Source organism: Arthrobacter sp. Rue61a (genome assembly GCF_000294695.2).
GTDB lineage: Bacteria > Actinomycetota > Actinomycetes > Actinomycetales > Micrococcaceae > Arthrobacter > Arthrobacter aurescens_A.
In genome coordinates, this window is sequence record NC_018531.1 from 521,199 (window position 1) to 534,617 (window position 13,419).

The 13,419-nt window shown below is 63.1% G+C and carries 15 protein-coding genes; 13 read left to right on the forward strand and 2 right to left on the reverse strand.

The annotated features are described in order from the left end of the window. Positions 1-34 precede the first annotated feature (34 nt). From ARUE_RS02535 to ARUE_RS02585, 13 genes are all read left to right on the forward strand, one after another. The gene (locus ARUE_RS02535; RefSeq protein WP_014920623.1) at positions 35-1,018 is read left to right on the forward strand and encodes a LacI family DNA-binding transcriptional regulator; all 984 of its coding nucleotides are present in this window, start codon (positions 35-37) and stop codon (positions 1,016-1,018) included. Between the two features lie 5 nt (positions 1,019-1,023). Beyond that, positions 1,024-1,596, forward strand: coding sequence for an orotate phosphoribosyltransferase (gene pyrE / locus ARUE_RS02540; RefSeq protein ID WP_011773291.1), 573 nt, complete (start codon positions 1,024-1,026; stop codon positions 1,594-1,596). Positions 1,597-1,643: 47 nt separating this feature from the next. Beyond that, the gene (locus ARUE_RS02545) at positions 1,644-2,768 is read left to right on the forward strand and encodes a thioesterase domain-containing protein (RefSeq protein WP_043469714.1); all 1,125 of its coding nucleotides are present in this window, start codon (positions 1,644-1,646) and stop codon (positions 2,766-2,768) included. Between the two features lie 146 nt (positions 2,769-2,914). Then, a complete protein-coding gene (locus ARUE_RS02550; protein WP_011773293.1) occupies positions 2,915-3,889 on the forward strand; it encodes an ABC transporter ATP-binding protein in 975 nt (324 codons plus the stop codon). Then, positions 3,886-4,800 (forward strand): ABC transporter permease, encoded by a 915-nt coding sequence (locus ARUE_RS02555; protein WP_014920625.1) that lies wholly within the window; start codon positions 3,886-3,888, stop codon positions 4,798-4,800. The genes ARUE_RS02550 and ARUE_RS02555 overlap by 4 nt, the downstream gene beginning before the upstream one ends. Positions 4,801-4,985: 185 nt before the next feature. After that, positions 4,986-6,095 carry a class V lanthionine synthetase subunit LxmK gene (gene lxmK, locus ARUE_RS02560; RefSeq protein WP_162486106.1) on the forward strand — a complete coding sequence of 370 codons (1,110 nt, stop codon included), beginning with the start codon at positions 4,986-4,988 and terminating at the stop codon, positions 6,093-6,095. Continuing rightward, the gene (locus ARUE_RS02565; protein WP_014920627.1) at positions 6,092-7,081 is read left to right on the forward strand and encodes a T3SS effector HopA1 family protein; all 990 of its coding nucleotides are present in this window, start codon (positions 6,092-6,094) and stop codon (positions 7,079-7,081) included. The genes lxmK and ARUE_RS02565 overlap by 4 nt, the downstream gene beginning before the upstream one ends. 111 nt (positions 7,082-7,192) lie before the next feature. Beyond that, positions 7,193-7,366, forward strand: a complete 174-nt coding sequence (locus tag ARUE_RS24430; RefSeq protein WP_014920628.1) for a hypothetical protein — start codon at positions 7,193-7,195, stop codon at positions 7,364-7,366. A gap of 116 nt (positions 7,367-7,482) precedes the next feature. Continuing rightward, positions 7,483-7,656, forward strand: a complete 174-nt coding sequence (locus tag ARUE_RS24435) for a hypothetical protein (protein WP_011773299.1) — start codon at positions 7,483-7,485, stop codon at positions 7,654-7,656. A 109-nt stretch (positions 7,657-7,765) separates the two neighbouring features. Further along, the gene (locus ARUE_RS02570) at positions 7,766-8,404 is read left to right on the forward strand and encodes a flavoprotein (RefSeq protein WP_238324476.1); all 639 of its coding nucleotides are present in this window, start codon (positions 7,766-7,768) and stop codon (positions 8,402-8,404) included. Continuing rightward, complete coding sequence (locus ARUE_RS02575; protein ID WP_014920629.1) at positions 8,401-9,264, forward strand: phosphotransferase family protein; 864 nt, start codon at positions 8,401-8,403, stop codon at positions 9,262-9,264. The genes ARUE_RS02570 and ARUE_RS02575 overlap by 4 nt, the downstream gene beginning before the upstream one ends. Continuing rightward, on the forward strand, positions 9,261-10,514 hold the full coding sequence (locus tag ARUE_RS02580; RefSeq protein WP_014920630.1) for a M16 family metallopeptidase: 1,254 nt from the start codon (positions 9,261-9,263) through the stop codon (positions 10,512-10,514). Before ARUE_RS02575 ends, ARUE_RS02580 begins: the two co-directional genes overlap by 4 nt. Continuing rightward, positions 10,511-11,428 carry a hypothetical protein gene (locus ARUE_RS02585; protein ID WP_014920631.1) on the forward strand — a complete coding sequence of 306 codons (918 nt, stop codon included), beginning with the start codon at positions 10,511-10,513 and terminating at the stop codon, positions 11,426-11,428. The genes ARUE_RS02580 and ARUE_RS02585 overlap by 4 nt, the downstream gene beginning before the upstream one ends. A gap of 13 nt (positions 11,429-11,441) precedes the next feature. Here ARUE_RS02585 and ARUE_RS02590 read toward each other — a convergent pair whose 3' ends face one another. Continuing rightward, positions 11,442-12,125: a response regulator gene (locus ARUE_RS02590; RefSeq protein WP_014920632.1), complete on the reverse strand. Its 684-nt coding sequence runs from the start codon at positions 12,123-12,125 to the stop codon at positions 11,442-11,444. A 48-nt stretch (positions 12,126-12,173) separates the two neighbouring features. Continuing rightward, positions 12,174-13,412 (reverse strand): sensor histidine kinase, encoded by a 1,239-nt coding sequence (locus ARUE_RS02595; RefSeq protein WP_014920633.1) that lies wholly within the window; start codon positions 13,410-13,412, stop codon positions 12,174-12,176. Positions 13,413-13,419: the final 7 nt, after the last annotated feature.

The following is a 13,419-nucleotide window of genomic DNA, read 5'->3' on the forward strand; positions in this document are numbered from 1 at the left end:
GGCCGGGACGGACACACCGGCACGTCCTCCCGTCATGGGAGACGTGGCAAAGATGGCAGGAGTCTCGCACCAAACCGTTTCCCGCGTCCTGAACAACCATCCGAACGTCAGTCACCAGACCAAGCAGCGAGTGGAATCGGCCATTGAAGTACTGGGATACCGCCGCAACACCGCGGCCCGCAGCCTGGTGACCCGGCGGTCCCGGACCATCGGCGTGCTTGCCTGCGAGACGGGCCAGTTTGGACCCGCGAACACCCTTCTGGGCGTGGAGCAAGCCGGCCGGGAAGCAGGGTACTTCGTCAGCATTGCCAACCTCCGCGAAGTGACCGACCACAGTGTCAACGATGCCATGGCGCATTTCCGGAACCAGTCCGTTGACGGGATCGTCATCCTGGTTCCACACCCCGATGTCTTGGCCGTCCTGCGCGATGTTTCCTTTCCCGTGCCGATCGTGGCTGTCGGGGCCGGCGCGGGCAACCAGTTGACCGGTGCCTCCCTGAATCAGCGAATGGGCGCCCGCCTGGCTGTGGACCATCTGATCGGCTTGGGGCACCGGCGGATTGCACACATCTCGGGACCACCGCACTGGATCGACGCCGCCGAGCGCATCAAGGGATGGCAGGAATCACTGAAAACAGCCGGGCTGAGCGCCGATGTCCTGTTGCGGGGTGGCTGGGATGCGGCCTCCGGTTACCGCGCCGGGCTTGAGCTCATACAGCGCCACACCGTCACGGCCGTGTTCGTCGCCAACGACCAAATGGCGGTGGGCGTGCTCCGCGCTGTCCAGGAAGCCGGCCTGCACGTGCCGGACGACATCAGCGTGGTGGGCTACGACGACCAACCCGAGGCTGAATTCTTCATGCCGCCGCTGACCACCATCAAACAGGACTTTGAGGAACTCGGCCGCCGATGCATGGAAGCGGTGCTGCAACAGTTGGGCGGAGACGGAGGAACCGGCGATCAGATCGTCAATCCCCGCTTGGTGATCCGTGCCACCACGGCGGCCCCACTAAACTAGGAGCCATGACTTCCACGCTTGATACTGCTGCTGCCCGCGCCCGCCTTCTTGAACTCATCAAAGAACTGGCGGTGGTTCGCGGCAAGGTGATCCTCTCCAGCGGCAAGGAAGCGGACTACTACATCGACCTCCGCCGCATCACCTTGCACCACGAGGCCTCCAAGCTGGTAGGCCAGGTCATGTTGGCGATGATCGACGACGCCGGCGTTTCAGTTGAGTGCGCCGGCGGACTCACCATGGGTGCCGACCCCGTAGGTACGGCCGTGATGCACGCTGCTGCCGATGCCGGCCGTGCCGTGGACGCCTTCGTTGTCCGCAAGGCCCAGAAGTCTTACGGCATGGGCCGCCAGGTGGAAGGTCCCTCGGTTGAAGGCCGCAACGTGGTGGTCCTCGAGGACACGTCCACCACCGGCGGGTCCGCACTGACCGCCGTCGAAGGTGTCCGTAAGGCGGGCGGCAATGTAGTGGCCGTAGCCGTGATCGTTGACCGCAACACCGGCGCGAAAGAGAAGATCGAAGCAGAAACCGGCGTGCCGTACCTCTTCGCCTTCGGCAAGGACGAACTCGGCCTCGACTAGGAACTACGGGGCTGTAAGGCAGTGCCCGCGAAGCCTATGCTTGCTGCGTGGACGTACAAGTAGGGAAGCTCACGGCGCCGCCGGAGGTGACTGAAAACCTCCCTGCGCCGGTCAGCCAGGAACCGGAGAAGGCAGCGGATCCGGGCTCATGGGCCCGGATCCTTCCTTACGCTGCCCGGCTCAAGAAGACATCCCGCCGTAACTTCCTCATCACCTCCGGAGCTTCCGGTGCGCTCGCCGCGGACATGCTCTTCACTCGTCGTGTGCAGGCCGAGCGACGAGCCACCAAGATTCTCCGTGTGGCGGATCCGTACTCGGACGTGTACTTCCCCAAGGCAAGCTGGATCCTCTTTCCCGGCTATAAGACGAGTTGGGAAGAAGCTCAGTGGATCCTCAACTCGCTGCGTCCCGCCCTGCATCAGCGGGGCCGCCTTGCCGCCGTCGGATATTCCAATCTGGGCCTGGACGTGGACGAAATCGTCCGCGAAATCATCCTGCACGTCCGCGAGCTGGAACTGGAGAAGCTGTACTTCTACGGCCACAGTTTCGGCGGCATGCTCGCCACCCAGGTGGCCGCCCGGCTTCTGGAGCTGCACGGCGTGGAGACGCAGTTGATTGTCCTGGATTCGAGTCCGTTCAGCCGCGCCGACGTCCTGGACCAGAGCTGGTTCGACGGCGTGGTGTTCCTTTACGAGAATGGCTTCCGCATCCCGTCGGTCCTGCGCGGCGGCTATGAGCTGGGCGAGCGCGTAGCGCACAAGGATGAGCGGACGTGGCGGCAGATCCTCGACCAAAGCCTGGAGCAACTGTCGCCGATCGCCCCTTCCAGCGTGCTGATACAGACGGAGTCGGCGTACATCTACCACTTTGACGGCCTCCGCCTGGCCGGAAAAATTGGTGGCGCCAAGATGGCATTCATCGGCAACGCCAAGGACGCCACCGTGGATTACGAGTCGGCGCGTGCGGGGTGGAGCAAGGTCTTCGGATCAAACATGGTGATGCCCACGCTCAGCACGGAAGGCGCCCGGCCCGCCCACGCCAGCCCGCAGTGGAACGGAGGCATCTACCGGCCACTGCTGGAGCGCGTCCAGGATGAGCTCCAACCGCTCCCGCCCCAGCCCGAGGAGCCGTCGTACCGGGAGCCGAACGGCAGGATCATCCGGCCGGCCTGACGTCTCTCCCGCCATGCCTTCGTGCCGTGCCCCGAAAGTGAACTTTCGTACAAGTGAGCTCTGTACTCGAGTACAGGGTGGATATACCCGATCCTCCGTAGCGTCGTTCTTGACAGGAAATAAGAACGAATTTCGAGGAGCGAAGTATGAACGGCCTACAGCTCACGGGGATCAGCCGCAGCTTCGGTGACCGCAGGGTCCTCCACGATGTGGACCTCACGGTCCATCGCGGGGAGATCGTGGGATTCATCGGCGGCAACGGTGCAGGTAAGACCACCACCATGCGCGTGATCCTTGGTCTGCTGACCCCGGACCACGGCGAAGTCACGTGGGAAGCCTTGCCCATCACGGCCAAGGACCGGAGGCGCATCGGCTATATGCCCGAGGAACGAGGCCTCTACCCGCAGATGCCCGTGAGGGACCAGATCATTCACTTCGCCTTGCTGGAAGGGCACCAACCCGACGCCGCACGTGAGGTCGCAGACGAACTCATAGCCTCCCTTGGCCTACAAGGCCGTGAGCAGGCATTGGTCCAGGACCTCTCCCTGGGAAATCAGCAGCGCGTCCAGTTGGCCGTCGCCTTGGTTGGAGACCCCGCACTGCTGGTTCTGGACGAGCCATTCTCGGGGTTGGATCCCCTCGCCGTCGAAACGATGTCCCGGCTCATCCGGGAGCAAGCCGACCGGGGCGTCGGAGTTCTGTTCTCCTCACACCAACTCGAGCTCGTAGAGCGTCTGTGCGACAAGGTATGCATTCTCGATCGGGGCCGTGTGACAGCGAGCGGCAGCGTGGTGGAGCTGCAGGATGACGGGAAGAGCCGCTGGCGACTCGGCTTCTCCCGCACGGCAGATTCATTCGCCGCCGAAGTGTCGATGGCCCGCGGCGTCAACGTGGAATTTTCCGCGGACGACCGTACAACGGTGCTCGTCTCCGTGGACGGCTCAGGGCGGGACGTGCCCGGTGAAATCCTCGCAGCAGCGCAAAGGCACGGCGGACTGAAGAGCATCGTGTCCGCGCAGAGGTCCTTGGCGGACCTGCTTGCCGGCACATTCATTTCGTCCCATCCAGGTACCACCCCGGGGGCGGAGCGCTCCCTCGACAAAGTTGGAGTATCGCAATGAGCACAACAACATTTGATCGCACAACCCGCAGCGCCGCTCCTTCTTCCGGCAGTGGACTCCGCGAGACGCGCCTGATCATACGGCGCGAGGTCCTTACCAGGCTGGGGAACCGGACCATACTCACGGCAACAGGACTTCTGGCCCTTTTCGCCGGCGCCGCCGCCGGGATCGGCGGATGGTTCCTGGTGGACTCGTTGGGCGGGGCTGGTGCAATGAGCTTTGATCCTCGGGCCATTTTTGCCACCGCCATGATCAGCGCGTTGCTGGCCTCCTTGGTCTACTCGGCATCGAGCCTGACCTCCGGGGTGGTGGAGGAGAAATCATCAAGGATCGTGGAGATCCTCCTCACCAAGATCGGCATCGTCCCGTTGCTGGCCGGCAAGATGATCGGCATCGGGCTGGTAACCCTGGTCCAACTGCTGGCGATCGGCGGAACCGCCGTGGTGGGGTTCAGTGTGGTGGGAGGTTGGTCCCTCATCAATGTTGCTGTGGGACCGAGCCTGCTGTGGTTCCTCCTCTGGTTCCTGTTGGGCTACGTGATATTCGCAGCCTTGAACACGACCCTCGCCTCGACGGTGTCCCGACAAGAGGACCTGGGCACTGCGGTGATGCCGCTGTCCGTCCTGCAAATGGTGCTCTTGGTGGTCTCCCTCTACGTCCTGCCAATGAACATGGGGAACCCGTGGCTGGAAGGACTGTCTTTCGTGCCGCTGTTCTCCTCCTACCTCATGCCGATGCGCTTCGCACTGGAAGACGTGTCCACATGGGAGATGGTGCTTGCCGCCGGCATATCGGTGGCAGCTATACCCGCCCTGTTCTGGTTGGCCACCGTGATTTACCGGAACAACGCCCTGCGCACCGGCTCCCGAGTCACCTTGCAACAGTCCCTGACCTCCGACGAGACGGCCTAGCCCCAACTCGTCACTTAGTCCACATACCCGGCTCATCGGGTCTCTCCAGATAGGAAAACCATGCCTGACAACAAGCGCAACCAATCATTGGCCACCAAGAAACTGGTCCGCAACATAGCCCTTCTGCTTATCGGCATCCTGGCCGCCTACGCGGTAACCACTCTGCTGCTCTGATGGAGACCCTCATGATGACCGCCTCAGCCCCGCACCCGCAGTCCACCACTCCGGCGGCCCGCCGCGCAGCCGGCTTGGCAACCACTGTTCTTGCAAGCCACAACAGGGAGGCAGTGGAAGAGATCGCCCCTGCCGCCTTTGCGGGCCGCAATGGCACGTGGAACATGAGGCTGAGGAATGGGGAAAAGGTCTTCGTCAAGCAGATCTCACCGCAAGCTTCCGGCCCGATGGCCTTCGACCGCTCGGTAACCTTCGCCGCATTTGCAGAGCAGTCCCCTGACTTTGCGCCGGCAACGCCACAGCTCATTGGCAGCGACACCGCGAACGGCCTCCTGGTTTTTGAGCACTGCCCCGGCACCAGCCTGGCGCACCTGATGGTGGAGGAGACAATGCCGGACAGCTTCCCGGAGGAAGCGGGCGCGTTGCTTGCCCGGCTCCACGCCGCGCCCGCAATCGGCTTGGAGCGCTCCGCACCTCCAAGCCCACCTGTGGAAATGCTCGCAGTTGGCGTTCCGCACGCCCGCTACCTTGAGTTCACAATGGCGGAGATGGCCCTCTGGTCAGAGCTGCAGAACGACCAGGAGTTGGTGGCCGCTGCGGGCAGGTTGAGGGCATCGGAGCGGATGCACCAAGAACGTCCCATCCACGGCGATCTGCGCCTTGATCAGTTCCACCTCCACAACGGGAAACTGTGTGTCCTTGACTGGGAAGAGTTCGGACTCGGCGACCCTGCCCGGGACCTTGGAATGCTTGCAGGCGAGTGGATCTACCGGGCAGTCCTGGACACGGTCACCACCCGCGGAGGAGCTTCTGCACCCCCTGCCAGGTTCGACGACGAGAGCGCGTCAGCACGCATCGCCGAGCGGATGGCAGCCATTGTTCCGTCAATCCGACGGATGTGGACCTCGTATGCCGAGCATGCCAACTACTACGATCCGGACCTGCCGGTTCGGGCTACCGCCCACGTGGGATGGCATCTGGTGGATCGAACCATCACCAGGGCTCCCATGGTGTCCCGGCTACCCGGCATCGAACGGGCTGCTGCGGGCGTTGGGCGCGAGGCACTGCTTTCACCCGGCCACTATGTCAAAGCCCTCGGTTTCGAAAGGACGCCCCGATGACAGTCACGCTCAACGCTCCGACGCCCGCGTCATTCGAGCAGGTACTGGCGGCCTTGGAACACCGGGTTTCCGTTGACGCCCGCCGGCTCACCGCCAGGATAGACGCCACCACCCTTAGTGCCACCAGCCACAGCGAGTTGCGTTCGCAATTGGCCGGAGCGATCTACACACACCTCCACGTAGGGCACCCAGGCATCGAGACCGTGCCAGGAACAGGCCACCAGGACCTTGCCGCGGCACTTATTGATGCCATCCCGCACCGTACGGTTGTTCAGGCGGCCACCGTTCAGGCGGCCACCGTTCAGGCGGCGTCGAAGAGGACGCAGCTGGGAACATCCGTCCAAGGAGTTCCGCACCAGGTGGTGGAGCTATCCGGAGTGAAGGTCCTCTTTCCCGCAGAGGCCCTGGTTCGTGACCCCTTGGATGAGATTGTGGGGGTGCGTGTTCCCAGTTGGCGAAGCCGCACCACCCCCGGGTTCCTCCTTGCACTCGGTGCCCACGGATCCGTGAATCCTGCGGCCGCTTCAAGGCTGTACCTGTCCTGTTTCACGGCATCAGAAGCTCTTGAAATGTGGCCGAAGATTCTTGGAGCCCTTGCCGCCAGCGGGCTTGGCCATCAGGTCAAGACCCTGTCTTCATCCCTGGCTTTCCCACGCAGTGACGCGATGGTCATCTACGTGTCAGCCAACGATTCGGACGCTGCGGTTTCCCTTGTTGGTCCTGCCCTGAGGTCCTTGTCCGCGCGGGACACCCCTGTCTCGGTTTTCGCCCATAGCGTCGGCGACCGTCTGGCACTTGCCATGGAACCAAAGGATTCGCGGCCGGGGTACCGGGGGCTCAGTTTCGGACAACACCGCTCGCGGGTTCTGGCGGACGCACTTCTCCGTGCGTCTGTGGAGAAGACCGACCTCGAACCCGCTTGGGCTGTCGAAGCTCAAACGGCCTGCATCAACCCTCACCAGCCCGGATACAACGCCGGCCAGTGATGAATCCGGGCAGTGGCCCGCCGCTGCCCGGCACCCAAAGACCTCCCATGAGGAACCCAGAAAGAAAAACCTATTCCCACTTAGTGGGAAGCAAACACAACAGGAGACACCATGTCCAACGCAGTTGTTAACTTCCGCCAGGCCGACCTGACCGATCTTGCACGCGCCCACAGCACCTTCGCGGCCGCTGACGAGCTCGGCGGCGACGCTGCCACCGACGCTCCCGCAACCTCACCGCTGTGCATCGGCATCATTGTTGGCGCCACCCTCGGTGCCGGCTGCTAACTGCCCCTGGGCAGGGAACAACAAAAAGCTCCGCAGCACTACAACAAAAAGCTTTTCACCCAGTAGCAACCCCGGACGCACCCACCACGTGGGGCAATCAACAAGGAGACACCATCATGACTCACGCCATCACTAACATCCCGCAGGCCGACCTCGCCGACTTGGCCCGGGCACACAGCACCTTCACGGCGGCTGACGAGCTCGGCGGCGACGCTGCCACCGACGCGCCGGCCACCACGCCGTTCTGTGCAGGGGTGATCATCGGCGCAACCCTGACCATGGGCTGCTAGGCAGACCTGACCACGGGGAAGGCGCCGGCGAGGTGGTGGAAACATCATCACGCCGGCGCCTCCTGACCCATATCTGTCCCACCCACCCTCCTGAATGCTGAGACCTGCCATGACAACCACTGACAGCAGTCCCCGTCCCATCTGGGCGGACCTCACCCTCGAAGCCTTCGGATACTCCAAGGTTGCCCTGATTCTCACAGGCTCGGCAGTCACCCAAGTTATGCCCTTCTGGATTGAATGGGCGGTTTCCGCGGCGCCGGAAACTGAGTTCAAGGTGGTCATGCGGGACTCCGCGCAGCGCTTCATCACCCGTCACAGCATTGAGTCCCGGTTGAAGTCCCGTGTACAGGCCGATACTTGGGGGGAAGAACTCGTTGCTGCACACATCGATTTGGCAGAGTGGGCGGACCTGATCCTGGTCTACCCGGCAACCCTGGACTACTCATCGCGCCTGGCTCACGGCATAGCCGATTCGCCGTCCTTGCTGGCAGCAATGACCACGGAGGCCCAGGTCTGCATCGCTCCGGCATTGCCGCCCCGGGCCCTGGCGAACCCTATCGTCGCCGAGACCCTCAGGAAACTGCGCACGCCGGAAAACTTTCTGGTCATTGACCCCGTCCCTGGCCCCAGCGAGTCCAGCGACGTCGCCCTGGCCTGGGTGCCGCCGTCGTTCCCTTCCGTGCTGCGCCGGCTGGAAGAGGAACGGCTCCTTCGTGCGGGGATGACCGCAGAGGCGGCTACTGTATGAGCGCCGCGATGGATTCCCGGCAGAAATCAGTCATCCGCTCCACCCGGACCGACCTGCTGTCCACGGGTGTTTACCAGGTTGGAGGGGTTTATGAATGGGTGCACAGCCTCGGGGTTGGAGCGCCGATTCCTTTCTCTTCCCTACCGATCAGCATCGCTCCCGCGCCCGGCGCTGACCTCTTGGTGGTAGGGGTCGGGGGCGATCGCCACCGTTCATACTCGACGCCGGCAGGGTCAACGGTCTTCGACCTCATCACGGCGGGTGTGCCCGCAAACCTCCGGGCGGCAGGGCGGATATGGGGAACGGCCCTGAGCGTTCTCCATGACAATGCGTCGCTCATCGACTTTCCGGGAAGTACTCCACGAACCGTCCAGCGTTCGGAGGCATGGCTGGGAGGGGCATGGGAGCCGGCCTGCGACGTTTTGGGCGATTCCGGCCTGCGGGAGATCCGTCGATGGATCGAGCGCGTACTTTCCGACCCCCACCAAGTGGTTGTGCACGGATATCCCGGGATGGCCCACTGGGTGGTGACTCCCGATGGTGCAGCCGGCTCGCTCCTCACCGGCGAGGACCTGGGGCTTGCCCATCCTGCTTATGACATCGCTTGGGTGCTCGGAGAGATGGCGGAACTGCATGCCTTCCACCCTGTGCTGCGGCCAGCCATCGAAGAACTGCGCAACGGTTTCCATGAGACCTGCGGAGAAGGTCCCGCACCGTCCGAGATCGGCCCGGCATTGGCCTTCAGGATTGCCCAGCATGCCTACGACTGGCACCACTATGCCGGCGCAGGAGAAGCCCAGGCGAAGGCACTTCTTCGCTTGGCGAGCTCGTACTTGAACACCACCCCGGAGACGCGATGACTACCCCTTCCATTCTTGGCACACTGGATGGCCGAGCTGTGTACGGCATGCAGCTGGACACCGGAACAAGGCTGATCGCCGTCCATGATCCCTCCGCCCGCATCCTGTCCGTGAGTCTCGGTGTGCCGGCGGGAATGCGCCATGAAATGCCGGGGGAGGAGGGCATGCTCCACCTCCTCGAGCACATGGTGTACCAGGACAGCGAGAACATCACGGCGTTGGAACGGCAGGTTTCGGTTCACAAAGCCGGGGGAATCCTGGGCGGGAACACCCACATGGACTACTCCGAGTTCTACGAGTCCGGTCCCACGGGACACCTCGAACAGATCTCGAGCCGCCTGGTTGAGCAGGTCTTCCAGCCCGCACTGACGCAGGGGCAGATCGCTGAGCAAATAGATGCCGTTGCCACAGAACGGGCGCAACGGTTGGCTCCGGCTCCCGGGGGAATCCTGCCCTGGCCACACCTGACAACACGCTATTGGGCGGACCACTCCAACGGTCATGACGGCAGCGGCGATAGTGACCTCGCAACCCGGGTCACCCGTGAAAAACTACAGGCGCTTCATGGCCGTCTTTACCGCCCCTCGGCGGCTGTACTGACGGCGGTGGCATCTGAAGACCCTCATTACACGCTCCGGTTGCTGGCGGCCCCGTTCTCTGGAATTTCAGACCAGGCGCCCGTCGTCCCCGTGCTGCAAGACTCCGTCCGCAGAGGTGGTTCGACGTCCACGATCTATTCCGGCGGGGCAACCTCCACTCGTCTACTTTCCGCCACGGCTGCAGCGTTTGGTCACTCGGCAGGCCCGGATCTCCTCGGTGATCTTGTGGCAGCTGAGCTGCTGTCCCAGCAGGATGGCCTCGACGCCAGCGCCGGTCTGTTCGGGCCGGGGGACCTGACCCGGGACGATCTGTTCGTCCTGGTGGACGATACCGGGCAGGCCATTGATCCTTCCGAGAGATTCCGGGCGCTGGCGATCGCCGATGATGCAGCAATCGTCCTTGCGGCCCGTCGCGCCGTACTCCGGATGGAAAGGTTCACTCACGATGACCAACGGCTCGCCCGGACCGTCACCCGCGACGTGCTTCTGAGGGGGACACCGACGTTCGCCGTTGAACTGGCGGATGCCCTCGCCGAAATATCCGACGACGCCACGCGGCTCAGGCCGTTGGTCACCGCCGCGGCACGGCGGCTCGCCGAGCAGGACTCCGTGTCACTGACCGTCCAGCCCTCCGAGGAGATTCTCCGATGATCACCACTCGCCGTTATCTGGCCCAGGTTGACCGGCGCTCCCGCTTCACCACGGTGTCGATGGGCTGGAGAACAACTTCCGACGGCGTCCCGCGCCTGCGCAGCGCCGTTTCCCGGGCGGTGAAACGATGCGGGCCAGCCAGGCAGCCGGTTGCCGTGACATGGACGCCCGGTGATGGCGCCGTGGTGATGACTGCGACCCTGCCGGAGGTGGCTGTACGGGGCTGGACTGAAGATGTCACCAACACCGAGCACCCGGGAATAGCGGAATTCGGTGAGCCCGTGCTTGCTGTTGTGGGTTCTGCCGGCGTTCTGGAAGATCTGGAAGGCAGCCTGTCGGAAGGCGGGGGAGAAGGACCTCCCGCCCCTCGGTCGGCGTTCCGGAGCACCATGCGTCAGACCACGGCACAGGGATTCGAGCAGACGTTTGTCATCGGACAGGACCCCGCGGGCGACGTAGGGTTCGCAGCAACGTTCATGGCCATCTGCCTGGTGGCCGGAGGGCCGGGAACCCTCCTTCCGGACGCCATTCAACAGTCCGGGCACCAGGCAATCCTTCAAGCCGGCCGCGGGCTGCAGGACTCCACGCCGACAGTGAACTGGCAAGTCGTCGCCTCGCGGCCCAACGGTTCGGCTGTTCTGGAAACGGTGCTTTCCACGGTGGCCGGCTACAGAGTTGCCGAGCACAGGGAAGCAGTGGAGCAGGCTAGGGAATTTGCCCGGACAAATCTGAACCGCGCATGGCAGTCCCCGCTTGAACTGGCCCGCTCCCTCGCCCACTACGAGGTGATGGGATGGGGTGGCGAGCTGGTCCTTAACCCGGATACCGCCCTCGACCTTGTGGATTCCGCCGCTATCGGGAAGGCGGTGGAAGGCTTGGTCAGGCCTATCAAGGAGGTCCTGGGACGCAGCTAGTGCGTCATGAACTTCAGGAATCCAACCCTGTCCGAGAACCGGGGCTAAGGTCCACCAGCCCTCCTTCGACCGCGGCCACAAGGATCTGTACGCGGTCCCGCACACCGAGCTTCTCCATGACGTTCACGAAGCGTGCTTTGATGGTGGACTCTGTCACGAAGAGCTCCGCAGCCATCTCACGGTTGCTCATTCCACGTCCGAGTAGCTGGATCACTTCCAGCTCCTTCTTGGTCAGCGCGTCCACGAGCTTGGGGTCCGGAACGACTTCGGCAGGGACGGACTCCGCGAGTCCTGTCACCACATGCCGCGTCACTTTGGAAGACAATACGGATTCGCCGGCCATCACAGTGTGGATGGCGGCGGTGATTTCCTTGGGCAGCGTGTCCTTGACCAGGTATCCCGATGCCCCAGCTCGCAGTAAGTCCACCACGTAGCGATCGGTGGAGAAGGTGCTCAAACCCAGGATGGCGATGTCCGGGAACTCGGCATGGATTTGGGCCGTTGCAGCAACGCCGTCCATCACCGGCATCTGCATATCCATCAGGATCACATCCGGGCGGAGCGAGGCTGCCTGGACCACGGCCACGCGCCCATCCGACGCCTCACCGACCACTTCGATGGACGAATCGGACGAGAGATAATCCCGCAGGATCTCCCGCGCCAACAGCTCATCATCCACCAACAAAACCCGCGTCATACTGATCCCCCAATGTCAGTCCTCGAGCCAATCCTCCCACAAACGCGCTCAGGCATCCGCAGACGCCAGCCCTTCCAGCGGGATGGACACCGCGGTGGTCCACCGCCCCTCGCTGAGGCCGACGTCCATGAATCCTCCGAACACTTCGCAGCGGGCACTCATTGCCTCAAGCCCGGTTTTGGAAGACATGATCGGCTCGGCGGTGGAGACTGTGTTCTCCGAAGCAAGCTGGACGCGATCGGCCCCTACAGTCAAACGCAGATCCACTACCCCGGACGGGTCGGCGTGTTTAAGCACATTGGTTCCCATTTCCCGCACCGTCCGGCGAAGCGCCTGGCGCAGGCTTGCCGGGATGCGGGCTACTTCGCCTTCGACCACGAGGCTCACCTGGAAGCCCGCGCGGTCCAGTGCTTCCACAACTCCGTCGAGATCGTGAACCAATCCAACGGCGGTGGTGGTTTCACCGGACATGGCAGGAGCATCCAGAAAATCAGCGGCCTGTCCTTCACGGTCCAGTAGCTGTGAACCGCCTCCCGGCTCCTCCCTTTCCTCTTCCTTCAGGAGGGTCACCAGGCTGCGCAGATCCTGGAGCGTCTGCTGCGCTGCATTCCCGATGCCCTCCAGGATTTGGGACGTCTTCGCTTGGTCGTTCACAAACTCAGCGCGCCGCGCTTGCATGGCAATGATGGTCACGTCGTGGGCCACGATGTCGTGAAGCTCATGGGCAAGGCGTGTTCGTTCCTCGCTGCGGACTTGCGCCTGTTGCTCCTGCAAATCGCGGATGTGGTGCGTGCTTTGCTCGTAGCGATGCCGGTAAACGTTGACGCTGCGCCATGCCGCGGCGGCTAGGAAGACCACCAGCGCCAGCAGCACTGCCGGCTGGTCGGCCATCTCCGGCGTTGATATGTACAAACCCAGCAAGACACTGGGCACGAACAGCGAGAAATTGATGGCCAGCTTCCACGGAAGAAGGAAGGAACAGAAGGCCACCACCACCATCGTGGGGAAGATCATGGCCACCACAAGGGACGCGTCTCCGCCCAAGACCATGATGAGGACCAAGGACAGACACCAGGCAACAGCGGATTGCATGGCACCGATGAGGAGCGCGAGGAGCGGCAGGTACGGGACTACCAGCTCCAACCATCCCTGAAACGACGAAAGATCGTGCTGTTGCCAGCGAATACCCAACGCCAGGAAAAGCAAGGTTGCCAGGACGATAGCCGAGCGAAGAATCCACCCTCCAGGCAGGGGTTTGACGTCAGCGAGCCAGTTCGTCCTACTCATCCACCCA